Origin of the sequence: Cryobacterium sp. 10C3 (genome assembly GCF_034314285.1) — a bacterium.
Taxonomy (GTDB): Bacteria; Actinomycetota; Actinomycetes; order Actinomycetales; family Microbacteriaceae; genus Cryobacterium; species Cryobacterium glucosi.
Genome location: NZ_JAVIWF010000002.1, coordinates 1120293 through 1144975, shown reverse-complemented (window position 1 = coordinate 1144975; position 24683 = coordinate 1120293). Strand labels below are relative to the sequence as shown.

General features: G+C 68.2%; 14 protein-coding genes and 5 pseudogenes. 1 reads left to right on the top strand and 18 read right to left on the bottom strand.

The features are described from left to right. Nucleotides 1–27: 27 nt before the first annotated feature. Nucleotides 28–3564 carry a methionine synthase gene (gene metH, locus RGU41_RS06085; RefSeq protein ID WP_322135785.1) on the bottom strand — a complete coding sequence of 1179 codons (3537 nt, stop codon included), beginning with the start codon at nucleotides 3562–3564 and terminating at the stop codon, nucleotides 28–30. On the opposite strand from metH, the pseudogene RGU41_RS20755 reads away from it, so the two are divergent. Further along, a pseudogene (locus tag RGU41_RS20755) lies at nucleotides 3508–4523 on the top strand (alpha/beta fold hydrolase). The gene metH and the pseudogene RGU41_RS20755 sit on opposite strands and share 57 nt — an antisense overlap. A gap of 66 nt (nucleotides 4524–4589) precedes the next feature. Here the strand turns inward: RGU41_RS20755 and pyk are convergent. The 17 genes and pseudogenes from pyk to fmt form a co-directional block, all read right to left on the bottom strand. Beyond that, nucleotides 4590–6035: a pyruvate kinase gene (pyk, locus tag RGU41_RS06070; RefSeq protein ID WP_134448728.1), complete on the bottom strand. Its 1446-nt coding sequence runs from the start codon at nucleotides 6033–6035 to the stop codon at nucleotides 4590–4592. 106 nt (nucleotides 6036–6141) lie between these two features. Further along, nucleotides 6142–7599 (bottom strand): glutamate synthase subunit beta, encoded by a 1458-nt coding sequence (locus RGU41_RS06065; protein WP_134448729.1) that lies wholly within the window; start codon nucleotides 7597–7599, stop codon nucleotides 6142–6144. Next, nucleotides 7592–12169 (bottom strand): glutamate synthase large subunit, encoded by a 4578-nt coding sequence (gene gltB / locus RGU41_RS06060; protein WP_134448730.1) that lies wholly within the window; start codon nucleotides 12167–12169, stop codon nucleotides 7592–7594. Before gltB ends, RGU41_RS06065 begins: the two co-directional genes overlap by 8 nt. Before the next feature lie 125 nt (nucleotides 12170–12294). Next, a pseudogene (lgt, locus tag RGU41_RS06055) lies at nucleotides 12295–13217 on the bottom strand (prolipoprotein diacylglyceryl transferase). A gap of 116 nt (nucleotides 13218–13333) precedes the next feature. After that, a pseudogene (trpA, locus tag RGU41_RS06050) lies at nucleotides 13334–14145 on the bottom strand (tryptophan synthase subunit alpha). A 26-nt stretch (nucleotides 14146–14171) separates the two neighbouring features. Continuing rightward, nucleotides 14172–15389, bottom strand: a complete 1218-nt coding sequence (trpB, locus tag RGU41_RS06045) for a tryptophan synthase subunit beta (RefSeq protein ID WP_134560083.1) — start codon at nucleotides 15387–15389, stop codon at nucleotides 14172–14174. Next, nucleotides 15390–16160: an indole-3-glycerol phosphate synthase TrpC gene (gene trpC, locus RGU41_RS06040; RefSeq protein WP_322135782.1), complete on the bottom strand. Its 771-nt coding sequence runs from the start codon at nucleotides 16158–16160 to the stop codon at nucleotides 15390–15392. Between the two features lie 4 nt (nucleotides 16161–16164). Beyond that, on the bottom strand, nucleotides 16165–16392 hold the full coding sequence (locus tag RGU41_RS06035) for a DUF6704 family protein (protein ID WP_134448733.1): 228 nt from the start codon (nucleotides 16390–16392) through the stop codon (nucleotides 16165–16167). A gap of 98 nt (nucleotides 16393–16490) precedes the next feature. After that, a complete protein-coding gene (locus RGU41_RS06030) occupies nucleotides 16491–17138 on the bottom strand; it encodes a Trp biosynthesis-associated membrane protein (protein WP_134448734.1) in 648 nt (215 codons plus the stop codon). Then, nucleotides 17139–18681, bottom strand: a pseudogene (locus RGU41_RS06025) (anthranilate synthase component I). Then, the gene (gene hisI / locus RGU41_RS06020) at nucleotides 18678–19112 is read right to left on the bottom strand and encodes a phosphoribosyl-AMP cyclohydrolase (RefSeq protein ID WP_134561151.1); all 435 of its coding nucleotides are present in this window, start codon (nucleotides 19110–19112) and stop codon (nucleotides 18678–18680) included. The pseudogene RGU41_RS06025 and the gene hisI overlap by 4 nt, the downstream one beginning before the upstream one ends. Beyond that, on the bottom strand, nucleotides 19112–19873 hold the full coding sequence (gene hisF, locus RGU41_RS06015; RefSeq protein ID WP_134448737.1) for an imidazole glycerol phosphate synthase subunit HisF: 762 nt from the start codon (nucleotides 19871–19873) through the stop codon (nucleotides 19112–19114). Before hisF ends, hisI begins: the two co-directional genes overlap by 1 nt. 68 nt (nucleotides 19874–19941) lie before the next feature. Further along, on the bottom strand, nucleotides 19942–20781 hold the full coding sequence (hisG, locus tag RGU41_RS06010; RefSeq protein ID WP_322135781.1) for an ATP phosphoribosyltransferase: 840 nt from the start codon (nucleotides 20779–20781) through the stop codon (nucleotides 19942–19944). 66 nt (nucleotides 20782–20847) lie between these two features. Continuing rightward, entirely contained in the window at nucleotides 20848–21111 is a 264-nt protein-coding gene (locus RGU41_RS06005) for a phosphoribosyl-ATP diphosphatase (RefSeq protein WP_134448739.1), read from the bottom strand. 12 nt (nucleotides 21112–21123) lie between these two features. Beyond that, complete coding sequence (gene rpe / locus RGU41_RS06000; protein WP_134448740.1) at nucleotides 21124–21792, bottom strand: ribulose-phosphate 3-epimerase; 669 nt, start codon at nucleotides 21790–21792, stop codon at nucleotides 21124–21126. A gap of 105 nt (nucleotides 21793–21897) precedes the next feature. Beyond that, nucleotides 21898–23289, bottom strand: a complete 1392-nt coding sequence (locus RGU41_RS05995) for an RsmB/NOP family class I SAM-dependent RNA methyltransferase (RefSeq protein ID WP_322135780.1) — start codon at nucleotides 23287–23289, stop codon at nucleotides 21898–21900. After that, a pseudogene (gene fmt / locus RGU41_RS05990) lies at nucleotides 23286–24202 on the bottom strand (methionyl-tRNA formyltransferase). Before fmt ends, RGU41_RS05995 begins: the two are co-directional and overlap by 4 nt. Between the last annotated feature and the right edge of the window lie 481 nt (nucleotides 24203–24683).

Here is a 24683-nt window from a genome sequence, read left to right as displayed (position 1 = left end):
CCAGGAGCGCGCCATCGCCGGGCGACGCTAGACCGAGAAGTACTTCGCTTCCGGGTGATGGAACACGAACGCATCCGTCGACTGCTCCGGATGAAGCTGCAGCTCCTCAGACAGCACGACACCCATCCGCTCGGGCCTGAGCAGTTCGACGACCTTGCGGCGGTCCTCCATCTCGGGGCAGGCCGGATAGCCGAGTGAGAAACGGGCGCCGCGGTATTCGAGCTTGAACATGCCGGCCACGTCGGCCGGGTCCTCGGCGCCGAGACCGAGCTCTGAGCGCACGCGAGCGTGCCAGTACTCGGCGAGGGACTCGGTTAGCTGCATGGTGAGACCGTTCAGCTCCAGGTAATCGCGGTACTTGTTCGCAGCGAAGAGCTTCGCGGTCACGCTGTCGACGTTGGCGCCGGCCGTGACGAGCTGGAGGGCGACGACGTCGACCTGCCCGGACTCGCGCGGACGGACGAAGTCGGCCAGGCACAGGTGCCTGTCCCGTCTCTGGCGCGGGAAGGAGAATCGCAACCGTTCGGTGCCGACCGCTCCGCCGGAACCGCCGTCGGGCGCGAGCAGGCCCGGCGTGCCGAGGCGCCCGTCCGGGTCGTCGTCGTGGTGCAACACCACGAGGTCGTTGCCCTCGCTGTATGCGGGGAAGTAGCCGTACGCGACGGAGGCGTCGAGCATGCCCTCCGCGAGGATCCGGTCGAGCCAGTACCGCAGCCGCGGCCTGCCCTCGGTGTCGACGAGTTCCTGGTAGCTGGCGCCGTCTTCCGCGCGGCTGGGCTTGAGGCCCCACTGGCCCATGAAGGTCGCCCTCTCGTCGAGGAAGGCCGAGTATTCGGCGAGGGCGACGCCCTTGACGATCCTGGTCCCCCAGAACGGCGGAACGGGCACCGGGTTGTCTGCTGCCACGTCGCTGCGCACCGGCATGGCGTCCGGCTCGGTGACGGTGAGCAGGCTGCGCTTGTGAATGCGTTGTTTCAGCGGCGGCAGGCCGACGGATGCCGGGTCTGCGCCGCGGGCGATGGCCACGAGCGGCTCCATCAGCTTCAGGCCCTCGAAGGCGTCCCTGGCGTACCGGACCTGCCCCTCGAACAGTCCGGCGAGGTCTTCCTCGACGTAGGCGCGGGTGAGGGCCGCGCCGCCGAGGATCACGGGCCACTTCTTCGCGAGCCCCCGGTTGTTCAGTTCGAGCAGGTTCTCCTTCATCACGACCGTGGACTTGACCAGCAGGCCGCTCATTCCGATCACGTCGGCGTTGTGCTCCTCCGCGGCCGCGATGATCTCGTTGATCGTCTTCTTGATCCCGATGTTCACGACGTCGTAACCGTTGTTGGTCAGGATGATGTCGACGAGGTTCTTGCCGATGTCGTGCACGTCGCCGCGCACGGTCGCGAGGACCATCGTGCCCTTGCCCGCTGCCTCCGACTTCTCCATGTGCGGCTCGAGGAGCGCGACAGCGGCCTTCATCACCTCGGCGGACTGCAGCACGAACGGCAGCTGCATCTCTCCGCTGCCGAACCGGGCGCCGACGATCTGCATGCCGGCGAGCAGGTGCACGTTGACGATGTCGAGGGCGCTCATCCCTCCGGCGCGGGCGAGGTCGAGGTCGGCCTCGAGCCCCTTGGCCTCTCCGTCGATGATGCGTCGCTCGAGGCGCTCGCCGACCGGCAGGGCCGCGAGCTCGGCCGCGCGCTCGTCCTTCAGTGCGGCGGAGTCGACACCGGCGAACAGGTCGAGGAGCGCGGCCAGTGGGTCGTAGGTCAGGTTGCCGTCGACGTCGTACTCGCGGCGATCCCAGACCAGGTCGAGCGCTACCTTACGGCGGTCGTCCGGCACCGAGGCGAGCGGAACGATCTTGGCCGAGTTGACGATGGCGGAGTCGAGCCCGGCCGCTGTCGCCTCGTGCAGGAACACGGAGTTGAGCACCGACCTGGCCGCCGGGTTCAGCCCGAAGGACACATTCGAGACGCCGAGCGTGGTGTGGATGCCGGGATACTTCGCCTTGATCTGCCGGATCGCCTCGATCGTCTCGATCCCGTCCCTGCGGGTCTCCTCCTGGCCCGTGGCGATCGGGAAGGTCAGGGCGTCGACGATGATGTCTTCGACCCGCATCCCCCAGGCGTTCACGAGGGTCTCGACGAGCCTCGTCGCGATGCGCACCTTGTGCTCTGCGGTGCGGGCCTGGCCCTCCTCGTCGATGGTGAGGGCGATCACGGCGGCCCCGTGTTCCTTGACGAGCGGCATGATCCGGCCGAAGCGACTGGCGGGGCCCTCGCCGTCCTCGAAGTTGACCGAGTTCACGACCGGGCGTCCGCCGATGAGTTCCATGCCCGCCTGCAGCACCGCGGGCTCTGTGGAGTCGACGACGAGCGGCAGGGTCGAAGCGCTCGCGAGCCGGGAGACGACCTGGCGGATGTCGGCGACGCCGTCCCGCCCGACGTAGTCGATGCAGACGTCGAGCAGGTGGGCGCCGTCGCGGACCTGGGCGCGGGCGATGTCGACGCAGTCGTCCCAGCGTTCCTCGAGCATGGCGTCGCGGAATGCCCGGGAGCCGTTGGCGTTCGTGCGCTCCCCGATCGCGAGGAAGGCACTGTCCTGGTCGAAGCTGACGTGCTGGTAGAGGCTCGCGACGCCAGAGTCCTCTTCGATGGTGCGTGCACTGACGGTGGCGCCGCGCAAGCGGTCGACGACCGCGCGCATGTGCGCGGGAGTCGTCCCGCAGCATCCGCCGACGAGGCCCAGCCCGAACTCCTTGACGAACTGTTCGTGCGCCGTCGCGAGCTGGTCCGGCGTGAGCGGGTAGCTCGCCCCCGTCGCCGTCAGCATCGGCAGGCCGGCGTTCGGCATGCACATCACCGGAACGTGCGAGTAGCGCGCGAGATGGCGCAGGTGTTCGCTCATCTCTGTCGGACCGGTGGCGCAGTTCAGGCCGATCGCGTCGATGCCGAGGGGTTCGAGCGCCGTGAGCGCCGCCCCGATCTCACTCCCCATCAACATGGTGCCTGTGGTCTCCACGGTCACCTCGACGAAGATCGGCAGGCGGATGCCGGTCTCCGCGATGGCCTGCTTGCAGCCGTTCACCGCGGACTTGGTCTGGAGCAGGTCCTGGGAGGTCTCGATCAGGAAGGCGTCGGCACCGCCGCGAATGAGACCGACGGCCTGCTCGGCGAAGGTCGCCTTGAGGTGGGCGTATGTGGTGTGGCCGAGGCTCGGGAGCTTGGTGCCCGGACCCATCGAACCGAGCACCCAGCGCACCCGGCCGTCCCTGGACTCGTAGTCCTCGACGCTCTTCCTGGCGATCGCCGCTCCGAGCCTCGCGAGTTCCTCGATGCGGTCCTCGATGTCGTAGTCGGAGAGGTTCGACCAGTTGGCTCCGAAGGTGTTGCTCTCGACGGCGTCGATGCCGGTGTCGAGGTACGCGCCGTGGATCGCCTCGATCATGTCGGGACGACTCACGTTCAGGATCTCGTTGCAGCCCTCGAGCTGCTGGTAGTCGTCGAGGGTGGGGTTGTGCTCCTGCAGCATCGTCCCCATGGCGCCGTCGGCGATGACGACCCGTTCCTTCATCGTGTCGAGCAGGGCCTGCGACCGGGCCGGGCGCACGGCATCCGCGAATTCGGGGTGCTGCACGGCATCGGATCTCACTGTCAGTTCGCTCACCCGTCTACAGTAGCGGCCCGGGCCAGAGACCTGGCCGCTCCCCGCAGCGCTCGCCCCGGCCGCCGGCGTGGTCAAATAGTGGACGATGAACACTCAACAGCGCCCGCCCACCGCTTCGTCTACTCCGCGGACGGGGTCAACCTCGCGACCTACGAATTCGGTGATCCGTCGGACCCGACCGTGCTCGCCGTGCACGGCTTCGCGTCGAGCGCCGTCGCGAACTGGCACGCCACCGGCTGGACGAGGGACCTCCTGCGCGCGGGCTTCCACGTGATCGCGATCGACCAGCGTGGCCACGGCCTGAGCGACAAGCCGCACTCCCCTCCGCGTACACGATGGACACGCTCGTCGCCGACGTGCAACAGGTCCTCGACGCCTACCTGCTCGACGAGGTCGCCTACGCGGGCTACTCCCTGGGCGCACGGGTCGGCTGGCAGGCGGCGAGGGAGCTCGAGGGGCGCGTGACCCGCGCGGTACTCGGCGGCATTCCGGACGGTGACCCGCTCACGCGATTCCAGGTCGCCGATGCCCGCGCGCACATCGAACACGGCACCGAGGTGGGCGACCGGCTCACTGGCGCGTACCTCACCATGGCCAAGGCGTTGCCGGGCAACGATCTCGAGGCGCTCGTCGCGCTCGTCGAGGGCATGCGCGACGGTCCCCAGCCCGGACCAGACAACGCGCCGTCCCAGCCGCTCCTGTTCGCGACCGGGAGCGAGGATCGAATCCTCGAGGCTTCGCGGGCCCTCGCGGAGGCCACGCCTGCCGGATCGTTCTTCGAGATCCCCGGCCGCAACCACTTCAACGCCCCGACCTCCCGCGCCTTCCGCGACGCGGCCATCGCGTTCCTGGGCACGACGGACTGATCCCGCCCGGACACTGGAAAAGCCCCGCCGACCGAAACGGTCGACGGGGCTTTCCTTCCAACGGGACTACTGCTTGACGTATGCCGGAGCAACCTCGTTGTGGGCGTCGCCGATGCGGTGCACCCGGATGTCGTTCGTCGAGCCGGCGATTCCGGGAGGGGAACCGCTGATGACGACGACCTTGTCACCGAGCTGGGCCAGGCCCTGGCCGAGCAGGATGTCGTCGACCTGGCCGAACATGGAGTCCGTGTGCGTGACCCGGTCCACGAGGTACGTCTGCACGCCCCAGGTGAGCGCGAGGCGGCGGCGGATGCCGGGCTCAGGCGTGAAGGCGAGCATCGGGATCTTCGACCGCAGGCGGGACATCCGGCGGGCGGAGTCTCCGGATTCGGTGAAGATGCAGAGGAACTTCGCGTCGACGAATTCCGCGACCTCGATCGCGGCGAGGGTGATCGCCCCGCCCTGGGTGCGCGGCTTGTTCGTGAGCGGCGCGATGCGCTCCAGGCCGTGGTCTTCGGTGGATGCGACGATCCGCGCCATGGTCTGAACCGTGACGACGGGGTATTCGCCGACACTTGTCTCGCCGCTGAGCATGACCGCGTCCGCGCCGTCGAGAACGGCGTTCGCGACGTCGGACGTTTCCGCACGCGTCGGGACCGGGCTGTGGATCATCGATTCGAGCATCTGCGTCGCGACGATGACCGGCTTGGCCATCCGGCGGGCGAGCTCGACGGCGTGCTTCTGCACGATCGGCACGGCTTCGAGCGGGAGCTCGACGCCGAGGTCGCCACGGGCGACCATGATCGAGTCGAAGGCGTCGATGATCTCTTCGAGGTGCTCGACGGCCTGCGGCTTCTCGATCTTGGCGATGACGGGGACCTTGCGGCCCTCCTCTGCCATGATCTCGTGCACGCGGGTGATGTCTGCCGCGTCGCGCACGAAGGAGAGGGCGATCAGGTCGGTGCCGAGGCGGAGGCCCCAGCGCAGGTCTGCTTCGTCCTTCTCGGACAGTGCGGGAACGTTGACGGCAACACCGGGCAGGTTGATGCCCTTGTTGTTCGAGACCGGGCCGGCGACGATGACGCGCGTCGTGACGACGATGCCGTTTGTCGCGACGACCTCGACCTTGACCTTGCCGTCGTCGATCAGCAGGAAGTCGCCGGGCTTGACGTCGTTGGGCAGGCCCTTGTACGTCGTGCCGGAGAGTTCCCTCGTGCCGAGGACATCGTCCGTGGTGATCTTAAAGATGTCGCCGACGGCCAGTTCATAAGGGCCGCCCTCGAACTTGCCGAGCCGGATCTTCGGGCCCTGCAGGTCGACCAGGACGGCGACCGCACGACCGGAATCATTCGCTGCCTTGCGGATGTTCGCGTAGACGGCCTCGTGCACGGTGTAGTCACCATGGCTCAGGTTCATCCGGCAGACATCGACACCCGCGTCGATCAGGGCTCGAATTTGATCGTAACTGGCGGCTGCCGGCCCGAGGGTAGCGACAATTTTGGCGCGTCTCATTCTGAAAGTGCTCCGTTTTCCGCGCCGGGTAGGCGCATTCTTGTTCTGTGGTTCTGGAGGCCGCTTGGTGGCGTCCTCCGGCTAATCGCTCACTTCACAGGGACCGTTAGATGGCGAAGGCATGGTCGGTCGGTTTGACCGGAGCAGGTAGTTGTGTCTCACCTTCGAGGAATCGATCGACGGCGGCTGCAGCAGCACGACCTTCAGCGATCGCCCAGACGATGAGGGACTGTCCGCGACCGGCATCGCCGGCGACGAACACGCCCTCACGGCTGGTTTGGTAGTTACCGTCTCGAACGACATTACTCCGCCCATCGAGCGGCACGTGCAGCTGGCTGGTGAGCTCCGCCGATTCCGGGCCGGTGAATCCGAGTGCGAGGAGTACGAGGTCCGCGGGGATTTCACGTTCCGTACCCGCCTTGGGCACGCGCCGGCCATCGAGGTACTCGGTTTCAGCGACGCGGATGGCGCGCACCTCGCCGGCCTCGTTGGAGAGGAACTCGATCGTCGAGGCGAGGTATTCGCGGGTGCCGCCCTCTTCGTGGGCGCTCGAGACCTCGAACAGGGTCGCGGACATCGGCCACGGCTGGTGTTCGGGCCGTTCTGTGCCGGGCTGCCTGCCGATCGCGAGGTTCGTGACGGATGCCGCGAGCTGGCGGTGCGCCGTGCCGATGCAGTCGGCGCCGGTGTCGCCACCACCGAGGACGACAACATGCTTGCCCTCTGCGGTGATCTGGCTGTCGACCGTGTCCCCAGCGCCCGTGCGGTTCTGCTGCACGAGGTATTCCATCGCGAAGTGCACGCCGGGGAGGTCGCGGCCGGGGACGGGCAGGTCGCGGGGTACGAGCGCACCGGTCGCGACGACCACGGCGTCGTACCTGGCTCTGAGGTCGTCCCAGGTGATGTCGACGCCGATGTTCACGCCGGCGCGGAACCGGGTTCCCTCCGCCGTCATCTGCGCAAGGCGGAGGTCGAGGTGCTTCTTCTCCATCTTGAAGTCGGGGATGCCGTAGCGGAGCAGGCCGCCGATCCTGTCGTCGCGTTCGAACACGGCGACCGTGTGACCTGCACGGGTGAGCTGCTGGGCCGCGGCGAGACCGGCGGGCCCCGATCCGACGACGGCGACCGTCTTGCCGGTCAGGCGCCCCGGCGGCTGCGGCTGCACCCAGCCGTTGGAGAAGGCCTGGTCGATGATCGAGACCTCGACCTGCTTGATCGTCACGGCAGGCTGGCTGATCGCGAGGACGCACGCAGACTCGCACGGGGCCGGGCACAGCCGTCCGGTGAACTCAGGGAAGTTGTTCGTGGAGTGCAGGCGCTCGATGGCCTGCCTGCCTTCCTCCCGCCAGGTGAGATCGTTCCACTCCGGAATCAGGTTGCCGAGCGGGCAGCCCTGGTGGCAGAAGGGAACGCCGCAGTCCATGCAGCGGCCTGCCTGCCGTTTGAGAACGGCGGCGTCTCCTTGTTCGTAGACCTCTTTCCAGTCCATCAGGCGCACGGACACCGGGCGACGCGGCGGCAGTTCGCGCGCCTTCGTCGTGAGGAATCCCTTCGGATCAGCCATTGGTAACCTCCAGGATGCGGTTCCAGACGACGTCGCCGTCGGGGTCGAGACCCTCGGCGACGGCGTTCTGCCTGGTCGCCAGGACGGCGGCGTAGTCCCGCGGCAGAACCTTGACGAATGTGGACATGGTTGTTTCGAGATCCGACAGGAGAGCCGCGGCGAGCACGGAATCCGTCTGGTCCCGGTGTTGTTCGAGGAGATCGCTGACGATCTCCCTGTCGGCGCTTCCGAGCGGGAGAAGAGTGAGCTCCCCGGACTCGAGCGCCTGGCTGTTGACGTCCTCCGTGCGGAGTCCGTAGACGTATGCGGTGCCGCCGCTCATGCCCGCACCGAGATTGCGGCCGGTCTGGCCGAGGATCAGGGCGAGCCCGCCCGTCATGTATTCGAGGGCGTGGTCCCCGACGCCTTCGACGACCGCGGTCGCTCCGGAGTTGCGCACCAGGAACCGTTCGCCGACGATGCCGCGGATGAACATGCTGCCCTGGGTGGCGCCGTAGCCGATCACGTTGCCGGCAATGACGTTCTCCTCGGCGGAGAAGATGCTCGAACGGTCGGGGCGGACCACGATCTGACCGCCGGAGAGGCCCTTTCCGACGTAGTCGTTCGAGTCGCCTTCCAGCCTGAGGGTGATCCCGCCCGGCAGGAAGGCCCCGAACGACTGTCCCGCCGAACCGGTCAGCGTCACGTCGATCGAGCCGGCCGGAAGGCCGTTCTCGCCGTGCCGGATCGTCACCTCGTGGCCGAGCATTGTGCCGACGGCCCGTTCGGTGTTGCGGATCGGCAGGGCGATCTCGACCCGGCCGCCGTGCTCGAGCACGCTTCCCGCGCGCCTGATGAGCTCGTTGTCGAAGTGTTTGTCGAGTTCGTGTTCCTGGGGTCGACCGAACTGTCTCGGCTCGGAATCCGGGAAGTCAGGTCCGTCGAGGATCGGCGCGAGGTCGAGGCCCGCTGCCTTCCAGTGTTCGAGTGCGCCGTCGACGTCGAGGATCTCGTGGTGGCCGACGGCCTCCTGGAGGCTGCGGAAGCCGAGCTCCGCGAGATACTCGCGCACCTCCTGGGCGATGAACTCGAAGAAGTTCACGACATGGTCTGCCTTGCCCGTGAAGCGCTTCCGCAGCTCGGGGTTCTGGGTGGCGACGCCGACAGGGCAGGTGTCGAGGTGACAGACCCGCATCATGACGCAGCCCTCGACGATCAGGGGCGCGGTCGCGAAGCCGAACTCCTCCGCTCCGAGCAGCGCGCCGATGATGACATCCCTGCCGGTCTTGAGCTGGCCGTCGACCTGCAGGACGACGCGGTCACGCAGGCCATTGAGCATCAGGGTCTGCTGGGTTTCCGCTAGTCCGAGTTCCCAGGGCGTCCCCGCGTGCTTGAGCGAGTTGAGCGGGCTCGCCCCGGTGCCGCCGTCATGGCCGGAGACCAGGATCACGTCCGACAACGCCTTGGCGACGCCGGCAGCGACAGCGCCGATGCCGGACTGGCTGACGAGCTTCGTGTGGATGCGAGCATCCGGGTTCGCCCGTTTGAGGTCGAAGATGAGCTGCTTGAGGTCTTCGATCGAGTAGATGTCGTGGTGCGGCGGCGGCGAGATCAGACCGACGCCCGCCGTGGCGTGCCGGGTGCGCGCGATCCAGGGATACACCTTGGTCGGCGGCAGCTGGCCGCCCTCACCGGGCTTGGCTCCCTGGGCGAGTTTGATCTGGATGTCGTCGGCGTGCGACAGGTACATGCTCGTCACGCCGAACCGCCCGGAGGCGACCTGCTTGACGGCGCTGCGGCGCTGCGGGTCGATCAGCCGGTCGAGGTCCTCGCCGCCCTCCCCGGTGTTCGACTTGCCGCCGATCCGGTTCATGGCGATCGCAAGGGTTTCGTGGGCCTCCGGGGAGATCGAGCCGTAGCTCATCGCACCGGTCGCGAAGCGCGCGACGATCGACGCGACCGATTCGACCTCGTCGAGAGGCACGGGGTGCCGCTTGTGCGTGTCGAAGGTGAACATGCCGCGGAGCGTCATGAGGCTCTCGGCCTGGTCGTCGACGAGTTTGGTGTACTCGCGGAAGATGTCGTAACGGCCGGTCCTGGTCGCGTGCTGGAGCCGGAAGATCGTCTCCGGGTTGAACAGGTGCGGGGAGCCGTCGCGGCGCCACTGGTACTCGCCGCCGGTGCTGAGTCTTTCGTGCGCCGTGACCGCTGCATCTTCCGGGTAGGCCGAGGCGTGGCGTGCTTCGTTTTCCGCGGCGATGACATCGATGCCGATGCCGCCGAGCTTGCTCGTCGTCCCGGTGAAGTACTGGGCGACAAAGTCCTGGCTCAGGCCGACGGCCTCGAAGGTCTGGGCTCCCGCATAGGACGACACCGTCGAGATGCCCATCTTGGACATGATCTTGAGCACGCCCTTGCCCAGGGCTTTGATGACGTTGCGCACAGCCTTCTCGGGTGAGACGTTCGTGATGTACCCGCTCCGGACCAGGTCCTCGCAGGTTTCCATCGCGAGGTACGGGTTGACCGCTGAGGCGCCGTAGCCGATCAGGAGCGCGACGTGGTGCACCTCGCGCACGTCACCGGCCTCGACGACGATGCCGACCTTCATCCGGTTCTCCGTGCGGATCAGGTGGTGGTGCACGGCGGCGATCATCAGGAGCGACGGGATCGGCGCGAGATCCTTGTTGGAATCGCGGTCGGAGAGCACGATGAAACGGGCTCCGGCCTCGATGGCGTCGTCGACTTCGAGGCACATCGCGTCGATGCGGTTGGCCAGGGCGTCCGGGCCATCGTCGAAACGGTACAGGCCCCGGATGGTCGAGGTCGTCCGGCTGCCGGGGGCGGGGTCGATGTGCTGGATCTTGGCGAGTTCGTCGTTGTCGATGACCGGGAAGTCCAGGACCACCTGGCGCGCATGCTCCGGTCCGACGGACAGGAGGTTCCGCTCCGGCCCGAGTCCGAGCTTGAGGGAGGTCACGACCTCTTCGCGGATCGAGTCGAGGGGCGGGTTTGTCACCTGGGCGAACTGCTGGGTGAAGTAGTCGAAGATGAGCCGGGGCCGGTCGCTCAGAACGGCGATCGGCGTGTCGCTGCCCATGGCGCCGAGGGGTTCCCCGCCGGTGCGGGCCATCGGGGCGAGCAGGATGCGCACTTCTTCTTCGGTGTAGCCGAAGGTGCGCTGGCGGCGCACGACGGATGCCGGCGGGTGCACGATGTGCTCGCGCTCAGGGAGGTCCTTGAGGTTGATCCGGCCGGCGTCGAGCCAGTCCCCCCACGGTTCCATCGCGGCGAGTTCTGCCTTGATCTCGTCGTCCTCGATCAGCCGGCCCGCGACGGTGTCGACGAGGAACATCTTGCCGGGGCGGAGCCGGCCCTTGCGGACCACGCGGGCGGGGTCGATGTCGAGCACGCCGATCTCGCTCGCGAGCACGACGAGGCCGTCGTCGGTGATCAGGTACCGGCCGGGGCGGAGCCCGTTGCGGTCGAGCGTGGCGCCGACGAGGGAACCGTCGGTGAAGACGATCGCCGCGGGACCGTCCCACGGCTCCATCAGCATCGAGTGGTACTCGTAGAACGCGCGTCGTTCCTCGTCGAGCGCGGTCTGGTTCTCCCAGGCCTCAGGGACCATCATCATGACGGCGTGCGGCAGGGAGCGGCCGGAGAGGCTCAGGAGCTCGACGACCTCGTCGAAGGACGCGGAGTCGCTGCCGCCGGGGGTGACGATCGGCAGCAGCGGGGCGAGGTCTCCGAGCAGGGAGGATTCGAGCTGGGACTGGCGCGCGCGCATCCAGTTGCGGTTGCCCTGCACGGTGTTGATCTCACCGTTGTGCGCGATCATCCGGAACGGCTGCGCGAGCGGCCACGACGGGAAGGTGTTGGTCGAGTACCGGGAGTGCACGAGGGCGAGCTTCGAGACGAAGCGCGGGTCGGAGAGGTCCGGGTAGAAGGGTTCGAGCTGGAGGGTCGTGACCATGCCCTTGTAGACCAGGGTGCGGCAGGAGAGCGACGCGAAGTACGTCTCGAGTTCCCGCTCCGCGCGCTTCCGCAGCCGGACGGTCTGGCGGTCGAGCGCGATGTCCGCGACGCGTTCACCGTCGTCCTCCGTGCGCGAACTCTGGACGAAGAGCTGCTGGATCGCGGGCATGGCCGCCCTGGCCAGGTTTCCGACCTCGTCGGGGCGCACGGGGACTTCGCGCCAGCCGAGGATCTCGAGGCACTCCTCCTGGGCGATCCGGCCGATCTGGCGCTTGACGGCGCTGCGTTCGGTCGGGTCTGTCGGGAGGAACACGTTGCCGACGGCGTACCGCCCGGCGGCGGGGAGCTCGAATTCGACGACCTGGCTCAGGAAGTCGTGCGGGATCTGGGTGATGATGCCTGCGCCGTCGCCGGTTCCGGCGTCTGACCCGACCGCGCCGCGGTGTTCGAGGTTCCGGAGGGCGTCGAGTGCGATCGTGATGATGTCGTGCCCGGCGGTTCCGCGGAGTGTCGCGACCATGGCGAGCCCGCAGGCGTCCCGCTCGTCGGCAGGGTTGTACAGCCCCTGGGGCTGGGGAACGGTGCTGAAGCGGGAAAAGAGGGGTGACTGCGGCATGGGACCGTCCTCAGAGATAGCTGGCAAGTGGGGACGACGCTGGCCCGCGGGGGTGGAGATCATCTGCGTACAGTTGCGCGCCGACCCGTCGTACCGGGAGGGAGGCGGGAGCCGGGTGTACGGTCTCAGGCCTGGAGGCGCGGGTTGCTGGTGCTTGTGGCTGCAACGTCGCCCGATGCGGCGGGTTCGACGGCCTCATCACCGTGGTCCTCGAAATCCGTATCAAACTCTTCAGATTCTACCTCAGGGACGGGGCGCTTCCATTCCCGACCTGGGCGATAGACGCTGACTTCGAGTCCGGGGTGCCTGCGGCCCTGCACCACGATGAGGATGATGCCGAGGACCACGGCGATGATCGCTGCCCAGACGTTGGTGCGGATTCCGAAGAAGATCTCGCTCGGGTCGATGCGGATCGATTCGAAGAACGTGCGGCCGAGGCCGTACCAGACCAGGTACACACCGAAGGCGCGGCCCCAGCGGAGCGTGATCCGGCGTTCGATGAGGAGGATGACGATCACGCCGATCGTGTTCCAGATCATCTCGTAGAGGAAGGTCGGGTGGAACAGGGTGCCGGCCGGGAGCCCGACGGGGAAGGCCGGGTTGGTCGACGGCACCTCGAGGCCCCAGGGCAGGGTCGTCGGCAGGCCGAACAGTTCGGTGTTGAACCAGTTGCCGAGGCGTCCCATCGCCTGCGCGATGAGCATTCCGGGGGCGAGGGCATCCGCGAAGGACCAGAATTTCACGCCGGAGATCCGGCAGCCGATGTATGCGCCGACGGCCCCGCCGATGAGCGCTCCGAAGATGGCGTTTCCGCCGTTCCAGATCGCGAAGACTTCCCAGGGGTTCGCACCGGCGAAGAAGTAGTCGGAGGGTGGGTGAGCACGTGGTACGCCCGGGCGCCGACGATGCCGAGCGGGACGGCCCAGAGGATGATGTCGAGCACGACGCCCGGCTCGGCGCCGCGATTACTGAGGCGCCTGCTCGTCATGACCGTTGCCGCGATGATGCCGGCCAGGATGCACAACGCGTAGGCGTGGACCCGGAACATGCCGAGGTCGAAGTAGCTCCACTCGGGGCCTGGGCTCGGAATGCTCAGCAGAAAAGACACCTGGGTATTACCTTTCGTAGCGGGGAAGCGTGGGAGCTCGCCTCGGTCAACTTACCCTAAACGGCGGCGCGGATCCCGGTCGCCCCGGCTGCAAGCCGGGCGGCGAGGGCCCCGAGGGCCGGGACTCCCCGTCGGACAGCGCCTTGACCAGCGCGGAACCGACGATGGCGCCGTCCGCGTAGCCGAGGATCTCGCGCACCTGCTCCGGAGTCGAGATCCCGAGGCCCACGCACGCGCTCGTCGCACCGGCGAGGCGCAGCCGGTCGACCAGGACGCGGGCTGCGGAGTCGACGTCGGAACGCGCCCCGGTGATGCCCATGGTGGAGACGGCGTACACGAAACCACGGCTGACCTCGACCGCGTGGGCGAGCCGTTCGTCTGACGACGAGGGCGCGGCGAGGAAGACCCGGTCGAGGCCGGTGCGGTCGCTCGCCGCGAACCAGTCTGCTGCGTCGTCGGGGATGAGGTCTGGGGTGATCAGGCCTGCGCCGCCCGCGGCGAGCAGGTCGTCGGCGAAGCGGTCGACCCCGTACTGCAGGATCGGGTTCCAGTAGGTCATCATGAGGACCGGAGCGTCGACGCGTGCGGTGATCGCCGCGACAGCTTCGATTCCGTGGCGGAGCCGGAAACCGTTGGCGAGGGCCTGCTGGGTGGCCGCCTGGATCACGGGGCCGTCCATCACGGGGTCGGAGTACGGCAACCCGAGCTCGATGATGTCGACGCCGTTCTCCGCGAGGGCGACGGCGGCCTCGATGCTCTCAGCGAGGGTGGGGAAACCGACGGGAAGGTAGCCGATCAGGGCACCGCCGCCCTCTGCCTTGCGCCGGGCGATCGTGGCTTCGACCCTGCTGGTGCGGTTGGGCGTCATCGGTGTGCTGGTCTTCGTCGTTGCGGTCATAGCTGCTGTGCACCCTCGTCGAGCAGGTCGAAGTATCGGCCCGCCGTTTCCATGTCCTTGTCCCCGCGACCGCTGAGGCTGACCAGGATGGTCGCCTCCGGTCCGAGCCGTTTGCCGAGCTCGAGGGTTCCGGCGAGGGCATGGGCCGACTCGATCGCCGGGATGATGCCCTCCGTGCGGCTGAGGAGGCGGAACGCGTCCATCGCCGCGGCGTCGGTGACGGGCAGGTACGTCGCCCGTCCGATGGTCGAGAGCCAGGAGTGCTCTGGTCCGACCCCCGGGTAGTCGAGTCCGGCCGAGATGGAGTGCGACTCGACGGTCTGGCCGTCCTCGTCCTGCAGCATGAGGCTGCGCGCCCCGTGCAGGATCCCCGGGCGTCCCTTGGTCAGGGTCGCGGCATGGCGCGGGGTCTCGATGCCCTCTCCGCCTGCCTCGTACCCGTAGAGGGCGACAGCAGGATCGTCCAGGAAGGCGTCGAAGATTCCGATGGCGTTGGAACCGCCGCCGACGCACGCCGTGACGGCGTCGGGGAGGCGCCCGGTGAGTTCGAGCACCTGGGCGCGGGCCTCTTCTCCGATGATCTTCTGGAAGTCGCGCACCATCGCGGGGAAGGGGTGCGGACCTGCGACGGTGCCGAAAATGTAGTTGGTCGTCTCGACGTTCGTGACCCAGTCGCGCATGGCGTCGTTGATCGCGTCCTTCAGGGTGCGCGACCCGGTGCGGACGGAGACGACCTCTGCACCGAGGAGGCGCATCCGTGCGACGTTGAGGGCCTGCCGTTCGGTGTCGACCTCGCCCATGTAGACGACGCACTCGAGCCCGAACAGCGCGGCGACGGTCGCGGTCGCGACGCCGTGCTGGCCGGCGCCGGTCTCGGCGATGACCCGGGTCTTGCCGATTCGCTTGGTGAGAAGCGCCTGGCCGAGGGCGTTGTTGATCTTGTGTGACCCGGTGTGGTTGAGGTCTTCGCGCTTGAGGATCACCCGGGCGCCGCCGGCGTGCGCGGCGAACCGCGGCACCTCCGTGATGATCGACGGTCGGCCGGTGTAGCTCCTGTGCAGTTCCATCAGCTCAGCGGCGAAGGCCGGGTCGACCTTGGCCAGCGCATATTCGTTCGTGAGCTCGTCGAGGGCTGCGACGAGCGACTCCGGGACGAACCGGCCTCCGAAGTCGCCGAAGTACGGGCCTGTTTCGGTTCGAAGGGACGTGGACATTTAGACCGCCAGAAATTCGGTAAGGGTGAGGATGGGATCGTTCGTGACGAGCGCTTCGCCGACGAGGACGACGTCGGCGCCGGCGGCACGATAGTGGGCGACGTCCGCGGCCGTCTTGACCGCTGATTCGGCGACGCGGATGACACCGGAGGGGATCCGGTCTGCGAGGCGGCCGAAGAGCTCCTGGTCGAGCTGGAACGTCGACAGGTCGCGGGCGTTGACCCCGACGAGGCTTGCACCGATATCCAGCGCACGGTCGACTTCTTCGGCACTATGGGTCTCGACGAGGGCCGTCATGCCGAGTTCGCGGACGAGGGCCTGGAGGGACCCGAGGGTGGCCTGGTCGAGTGCCGCGACGATGAGGAGCACGAGGTCTGCGCCCGCGGCCCTGGCCTCGAGGACCTGGTACGGCTCGCCGATGAAGTCCTTGCGGAGGACAGGGATGGACACGGCGGATCGCACCTGTTCGAGGTCGGCGAGGGACCCGAGGAAACGGCGTCCCTCTGTGAGCACGCTGATGGCGCTCGCCCCGCCGAACTCATAGGAGACGGCGAGGGCGGCAGGGTCCGAGATCTCGGCGAGGGTGCCCCGGGAAGGACTTGCCCGCTTCACTTCCGCGATGATCTTGACCCTGTCGGCCGGTGCGAGGGCGTGTAGTGCGTCGATAGCGGGGGCGCGATCGACGGCCGCCGATTCGACGGCGGCGAACGGACGGGTGAGGCGCCGTTCAGCGGCGTCTGACAGTGCCCCGGCGAGGAGTTCGGACAGCACTCGGCTAATGACTTTCGTGCGGCGCTGCGTCGGCGACGCCGTAGCCCAGCCGGCTCAGTACGAACCCGGCGATCGGGCCGAGGACGAGGAGGACGACAGAGGCCCACACCAGCCACGGCACATCGAGGAAGAAGGCGACGGTGCCGATCGTGATCGCGACGAGCATGACGACGACAGCCGTCCAGGCCGCGATCGAGTGGCCTTCGCCTGGGTCTACCGACTCGAAGCTCATGGTTCTCCTTCTGGGCGTCAACTGCGTACGCATGGGCGTCATCTGCGGACGCGTGGATTGTGGGTCCTGGTGCGGCTCAAGTCTAGCGGCGGCGCCGATCACCGGTCACCGGCCGTTTCGGTGGGATCATCGCCGCGGGTGAGCCCGTCCCAGGTGATGACGGCATCCTCTCGCGCGTCTTCACCGGCGGAAGCAGCCGGCTGGCCGCCGGGTGCACCGTCCGCGGGCTCGAAGCGCACGGCCTGGTATCGACTCGTCGCGCCGGGCCAGCGGCGATTCGTGACGAGGATGCCGACACCGGCCGCGGCCATGATGACACCGGCCGCGAAGCCGGCGAAGGCCCAGGGTGTGAGGGCGGCCGCAGTGACGCCGTCCTGGATCGAGGCGTTACCCGCGATGCCCGTCGCTTTGGTGATCGCGGCCGCGCTCGCTGCGGCGGGGTTGCCGATGGCGAGGCCGGCACCGAGGGAGACCGAGAAGCCGAGAAGCACCTCGAGGGCGCCGAGTACGACCCGGATCACGGGGCCCGCGATCGTGAGTGCGCCGGCGAGGGCGAGCCCGGCGAGGGCGAGGGCGCTCAGCGCGCCCGCTGCGGTCGAACCGCTGATCGGCAGGTCGACGGTCGATGACCCCTGCACGACGCGCACGTCGATCCAGACCTGGCTCCAGGCGAGGAGCGCGAGTCCGCTCGCGGCGATGACGAGGAGCACCAGCCGGAGCTTGAGGGTGCGACCGGTTCGCTTCACCTAGTGCACCCGCTTCATGGCGTTGGCGATCGCGACGGCGCGCAGCGGTGCCGCGGCCTTGTTGACCGATTCCTGGAACTCGCTCGCGGGATCGGAGTCTGCGACGAGGCCTCCCCGGCCTGCACCCTGGCCACACCGTTGCTGATCGTGGCGGTGCGGATGGCGATGGCCAGGTCCGCGTCCCCGGCGAACCCGAAGTAGCCGACCACTCCCCCGTAGACACCGCGCTGGGTGGGCTCGAGATCGTCGATGATTTCGAGCGCCCGCGGCTTCGGCGCCCCGGACAGGGTTCCGGCCGGGAAGGTCGCCCGGAACACGTCGATGGCCGTCTTCCCCTGCAGCAGGTTGCCCTCGACGGACGAGACGAGGTGCATGATGTGGCTGAATCGCTCGATGCGTTTGAACTCGGTGACCTCGACGGAGCCGGGTGCGCAGACCTTGAGCAGGTCGTTCCTGGCGAGGTCGACGAGCATCAGGTGTTCCGCACCTTCCTTGGGGTCACCGGCGAGCTCGGTCTCGAAGTCGGCGTCCTGCTCCGGGGTGGTACCGCGCGGCTTGGATCCGGCGATCGGGTGGGTGAACACGCGCCCGTTCTGGACCTTGACGAGGGCCTCAGGGGACGATCCGACGATCCAGTACGGTTCCCCTGTCGCGGACTCGAGGCCGAGCAGGTACATGTACGGGCTCGGGTTGAGGCTGCGGAGCACCCGGTAGACATCGATCGGGTCGGCCGTGCACTCCTGGTCGAAACGCTGGGAGATGACGACCTGGAAGATGTCCCCGTCGACGATGTGCCGCTTGGCGGTGTCGACGGAGGCCAGGAAGTCGTCGCGGGTGGTGCGGGCGCGCATCGTCGCGGGGGCCGACATGTCGACCTCGGCGAGCCAGGCCTCCGCAGGCACGGCGAGCCTGGCCTGCATCGAATCGAGCCTGGCCTGGGCGGTCGCCCAGAGCGTGTCCGCGGCGTCGATCCCGTCGTTCAGGACGTTGGCGATCAGCTGGACCGTGCCGAACTTGTGGTCGATCGCGACGAGGTCTGCCACGAAACTGAAGGCCTGGCCTGGTACGTCATAGTCTGCGGTGGGCTGGTTGGGCAGGCGTTCCAGCTGACGAACGGCCTCCCAGCCGATGAACCCGACGAGACCGCCGGTCAACGGCGGGTGCCCGGGAAGCCGCGGCGTCTGCCAGCGGGCGTACAGGGTGGCGAGGGCCTCGAGCGGCGGCTGGGCCGCTGCCGGGCCGAGGACGCGTGCGGCGTCGACGCCGTAGGGGATCCACCGGGTTTCCGAACCCTGCTGGGTCAGGACGCCGAACGACGACACCCCGACAAAGGAGAACCGCGACCAGATGCCGCCCTGTTCCGCCGACTCGAGCAGGAAGCTGCCCGGTTGACCGGCCGCGAGTTTGCGGTAGATGCCGACGGGGTCTCCCCGTCCGCGAAGAGTTCGCGGATCACGGGGATGACGCGGTGCCCTGCTACCAGCGCGTCGAACTGCGCGGCCGTCGTCGTGCCGGCCGTACTCGTCTGGGAATCCGTCGTCATGCGTGTTCTCCGTCTGTCGCGTCGGGGTCTGTCGCATCGGGGTCTGTCGCATCGGGGTCTGTCGCATCGGGCCTGGCGCCGTGGGCGACGTCGATGTCCCGCCCGTCGAAGCACGTGTGGGTTCCGGTGTGGCAGGCCCCGCCGACCTGGTCGACCTGGACGAGCAGGGTGTCTGCGTCGCAGTCGAACGCTGCGCCGCGCACGTACTGAGCGTGCCCGGACGTGTCGCCCTTGCGCCAGTATTCCTGGCGCGAACGTGACCAGAATGTCACGCGGCCCTCTGAGAAGGTCCGCCGGAGGGCTTCCTCGTTCATCCAGCCCAGCATGAGCACCTCGCGGGTGTCCCACTGCTGGATCACGGCGGGCAGGAGGCCGTCCGCATTGAAGACGGCGCACCCGAGGGCATCCTCGATGGTCTGCAGGGGTGTCATCAGCGCACCACGAGTCCTTCCCTGGCGAGTTCGTGTTTGACGTCTCCGATACTGAGTTCGCCGTTGTGAAAGACGGATGCCGCGAGGACGGCGTCTGCGCCTGCCCGGATCGCGGGCGGAAAATCTTCGACCCGTCCAGCGCCGCCGGAGGCGATCACGGGTACGCTGCTGATTTCGCGCATGAGGCCGATCAGCTCGAGGTCGAAGCCATTCTTGGTCCCGTCCGCGTCGATGGAGTTGACGAGCAGCTCCCCCGCTCCGAGTTCGATCGCGAGCCTGGCCCAGGCGAGGGCGTCGAGGTCGGTCTCCGTGCGGCCGCCGTGGGTCGTCACGACGAACCCGGATTCCGTGCGGTCGCTGCGCTTCACGTCGAGGGACAGCACGAGCACCTGTGAACCGAAGCGGTCGGCGATCTCGCCGATCAGGGCAGGGCGGAGGATTGCGGCGCTATTGACGCCGACCTTGTCAGCGCCGCTCGCCTGCAGCCGCGAGACGTCTTCGACTCCCCGGATCCCGCCGCCGACGGTGAGCGGGATGAAGACCTGCTCCGCTGTGGCGCGCACGACGTCGTACGTCGTCGCCCGGTTGTCGACGGTCGCGGTGACGTCGAGGAACGTGAGTTCGTCTGCACCCTGCTCGTAGTACCGTCGCGCCAGTTCGACCGGGTCGCCCGCGTCCCTGAGGTTCTGGAAGTTGACGCCTTTGACGACCCGGCCGTTGGCCACGTCGAGGCACGGGATGACCCGCACGGCAAGACTCACGATTGCACCTCCGGGGCTCTGCTGCCCAGTGTTGTTCCGCCCGTTGCTATTCTGCCCACAATCGGGTTCTACAGGCGGGCGTTGTGGATGGCGCTGATCAGGATGGCCCGGGCGCCGAGCTCGTAGAGGGCGTCCATGATGTGGTTGCTGTCGTGACGCGGGACCATCACGCGCACGGCGACCCAGTCGGGGTCGTGCAGGCTCGACACCGTGGGTGACTCGATTCCGGGGGCGAGCAGGCAGGCCGCGTCGAGTTTGACGAGCGGGATGTCGTAGTCCATCAGCACGTACTGGCGGGCGACGAGCACGCCCTGCAGACGGCGGAGGAGCGTGTGGATGCCGGCGTTCTCGTTCTCGGAGGTGATCAGGACCGCCGTCGATTCGAGGATGACCGGGCCGAAGATCTCGAGGCCGGCCTTGCGCAGGGTCGTTCCGGTCGAGACGACGTCGGCGACAGCATCCGCGACACCCAGCTGGACGGCGGACTCGACGGCGCCGTCGAGGGTCACGAGGGTGACCGTGACGGAGTGATGGGCCAGGAAGGCTTCGACGAGACCGGGGTAGCTCGTCGCGACGCGGAGCCCTTCGAGGTCGCTCAGCTCGCCGAAGCGTCCGGCGGGGCCCGCGAAGCGGAAGGTCGAGTCGCCGAAGTCGAGGCTCGCGATCTCCCGTGCCGGGGAGCCGGAATCAAGCAGAAGGTCCCGGCCGGTGATTCCGACGTCGAGCGCCCCGCTGCCGACGTAGGTGGCGATGTCCCGCGGACGCAGGTAGAAGAACTCGACGCCGTTGCGCGGGTCGGACACGACGAGGTCGCGCGGGTCGCGACGCCCGGTGTACCCGGCCTCGTGCAGCATCTGCGCCGCGGTTTCGGACAGGGAGCCCTTGTTGGGCACGGCAATTCTCAGCATCTCAACACTCTCAGCAGGTCAGTTCTCGGGGTAGGGATGGCGGCGCCGGCCGCTGCGGCGGCCGGTTCAGAGGTGCTTGTAGACGTCGGCGAGGGTGAGCCCCTTCGCCAGCATCATGACCTGCACGTGGTAGAGCAGCTGGCTCATCTCTGCGGCGGTTTCCTCGTCGCTCTGGAACTCCGCTGCCATCCAGACTTCGGCAGCTTCTTCGACGATCTTCTTGCCGATGGCATGCACTCCCGCGTCGAGTTCACGGACGGTTCCGGAGCCTTCCGGCCGGTTGAGTGCTTTTTCGCCCAGTTCAGCGAAGAGGTTGTCGAATGTTTTCACTCCCCTAGGTTACTAGTGCGCGTGCGAGTGCGCGGTCGCAGCAGTCCTCAGGAGAGCGATCCGGGCCTCGGGATCCGGGAAACCGAACACGCTCGAGCCGGCGACGAAGGTATCCGCGCCCGCCTCTGCGGCCACGACGATGGTCTCCTCCGTGATGCCGCCGTCGACCTGCAGCCAGATGTCCCTGCCACTGGCCCTGACGGCATCCGCCACCGTGCGGAGCTTGCGCATGGTCGACGGCAGGAAGCTCTGGCCGCCGAAACCGGGCTCGACGGTCATCACGAGGACCTGGTCGAATTCGGCGAGGAACTCGAGGTACGGCTCGATGGCGGTGCCCGGCTTCAGGGCGATGCCCGCGCGGGCGCCTGCTGCCCGGAGCTTGCGCGCAAGCGCGACCGGGTTGGTCGTCGCCTCACCGTGGAAGGTCACGGAGAACGCTCCGGCCTCGGCGAATTTCGGTGCCCACCGTTCCGGATCCTCGATCATGAGGTGCGCGTCGACGGGCAGCGCAGAGACCTGCATGATGCGCTCGGCGACGGGGAGCCCGAAGGTGAGGTTCGGCACGAAATGGTTGTCCATCACGTCGACGTGCACGAGGTCGGCGGTGCGGATGCGACCGAGGTCGCGTTCCAGGTTCGCGAAGTCTGCGGCGAGAATGCTGGGGCTGATCCTGATCGGCATGCCTTCACCCTATCGCCGCAGGCATGCCACCCCACTCCGTGAGGTGTCGCACATCGACCTTCATTCGCCCGGCGAACGTCGATATGCGACACCTCACGAGTATTGCTAAGCGGTGCGCTCGAGCAGGGTGATGAACATCGCGTCGGTTCCGTGGCGGTGCGGCCACAGCTGCACGCTCGTTCCGTCGCCCGGCAGGTCGAGCGGGGTGCCGCTGAATCCCTGGACGACCGCGGCCGTGTCGACGGCCCGCACCCGGTCTCCCCACTTCTTCAGCGCCGTGGCGACAATGCCGCGGCTCTCCGCGATGTGCGGTGAGCACGTGACGTATGCAAGGAGGCCGCCGGGCTTCAGTGCGCCGAGCGCCGCGTCGATGAGGCCGGACTGCAGGTCGGAGAGTTCGGCGACGTCGCGCGGAAGCTTGCGCCAGCGCGCCTCCGGCCGGCGACGCAGTGCGCCGAGACCCGTGCACGGTGCGTCGAGCAGGATGCGGTCGAATTCCTCGGAGTGGTTGACGGCGATGCGGGTCCCGTCGAGTTCCCAGACCGGAACGGTGCCCGGGACCGCGGAGAGGGCGCGGCGCACGAGCGTGGCCCTCGCCGGAACGAGCTCGTTTGCAACGAGTTCGGCGCCACCCGCGCGCGCTTCTGCGGCGAGCAGGGCCGCCTTGCCGCCGGGTCCGGCGCAGAGGTCAAGCCAGCGTTCTCCCGGCGTGATGGGGCGGGCCCGGCTCAGGGTGAGTGCTGCGAGCTGCGAACCCTCGTCCTGCACCCGGATGCGGCCGTCGTGGTCGGTGACGAGGTGAACGGGGTCTCCGCCCGCGAGCATGAACCCGACCGGGGAGTACTCGTTGGGTCGGCCGAGGCCGGCGGTCTCCTCTGCTGTCGTGATGCCAGGCAGCGCGACCATGTTGACCCGGGGGGCGGCGTTATCGGCGATAAGCAGGTCTTCGAGTTCGTCCTCACGGCCTTCGAGGCGCAGCGACTGCCTGAATGCGCGCACGACCCACACCGGGTGCGAGTGTTCGGCGGCGAGCCGGTCGTCCGCGGAGCCTGCTCCGGCGAGGACCCGTTCGCGCCACTCCTCCGGGGTCGAGCGGGAGATGGTGCGAAGCACGCCGTTGGTGAAGCCCGTCGCTGCACGGGAGCCGACCTGGCGGGCCAGTTCGACGGATTCGTTGACGGCGGCGTGGGTCGCGACGCGCGTCGCGAGCAGCTGGTGGGCGCCGAGGCGCAGTACGTCGAGAATGGCCGGGTCGATCGCGGAGACCGGCCGGCCGGCCGCTTCCGCGATCACGAGATCGTAGTAGCCCTGCATGCGCAGGGTGCCGTAGGTCAGTTCGGTGGCGAGGGCGGCATCCGCCGTGCTGAGGGCGGCCCGCTGGATACGGGTCGGCAGCAACAGGTTCGCGTAGGCGTCCGACTCACGGACGGCCGCGATGACGTCGTAGGCGACGCGGCGGGCGGGCTGGACGAAGCCCTGGTGCTGTTGGACGCTCATGAGGCGACCACGTCCGTCGCCGCCATGCCGCGCCACCAGTCGATTGCCTTCATCTGTGTCTTTCCAGCCGGTTGCACCGTGACGAGCTCTAGCGGCTCCGTCCCGGTTCCAACCAGCACTTTCTTGTCGAATTCGCGAATCACGCCCGCCGGAAGCGGCTGGGCGCCGTGGGTCGGCGCGAGGTCGAGGACCTTGAGGCGCGCTTCGCCGAGCATGGTGAAGGCTCCGGGTTCCGGCGTCACGCCGCGCACCCGGTTGTAGACGACCGCAGCGGATGCGGCCCAGTCGATCCTGGCGTCGGCGAGGCCGAGTTTGGCGGCCGTGGTGGGCTCGCCCACCTGGGGCACCGCCTCGATCGTGCCGGCCTCGAGCTGGTCGACGACGTTCCTGAGCAGCACGGCACCGCTGTGACTCAGGGAGTCGAGGAGCCCGCCGGCGGTCGCGTGCCGGGAGATCGGTTCGGAGAAGCTCGCGAACACGGCGCCGGCGTCGAGCTCGGCGACGAGCTGGAAGACCGCGGCTCCCGTCCGTTCGTCTCCGGCCATGATGGCGCGCTGCACGGGCGCTGCCCCGCGCCAGCGTGGCAGCAGGGAGAAGTGCAGGTTGATCCAGCCGAGGCGGGGAACGGAGAGCAGGGGTTCCCGCACGAGCCCGCCGTATGCGACGATGACGCCGAGGTCGGGTTCGATGGCTTCGATTCGTTCCGTCGCCGCAGCGTCGAGGCGATTGGTCTTGAGCAGCGGAAGTCCGAGCCCGGCAGCGGCCTGCGCGAGGGGTGACGGGGTGAGCACACGCTTCCGGCCGAGGGGGCATCCGCCCGGGTGATGACCGCCGCGATGGAGTGCGGCGAGTCGGCAAGGGCCTGGAGACTGGGCACCGCCACCTGGGGCGTGCCCGCGAATACGAGTTTCATTTAGAGCAGCTCCGGGTCGTCGAATCGTACTTTGAGTGTAGGTGCCGGGCGGAAGGCGGCGCCTTTGGCCCGGCGGCGGCGCGCTGCATTGCGCACAATCGCCGCCTTCACGAGCCTGGCGACGTCGTCGCCGTCGACGTAGTTGAACCGCACGACGGCCCGGACGAGGGGGTCGACGGTTGTGACAGGACCGAGCACATCGAGGCCGGGAACGTCCGTGAGATCCTCGACCGCCGCTGCGACATCGGCGGCGGTCCCCGTCACAGAGGCGACGCGCACGGCGGGCGGGAAGCGCAGCTGCCTGCGGTCAGCGAGTTCTGCCGCTGCGAAGGCACCGGGCTGCCACGCGTTGAGCGCCGTCGCGAGTGCCCCTCCGACGCCGGCGAGCATGACGGACGCGCCGGGGGCGGCGAGGGCTGCTGCGTTGCTCCACCAGCGCAGGCAGTCCTCTGCGACGCCGAGGGACTCGCGGGCGAGCATC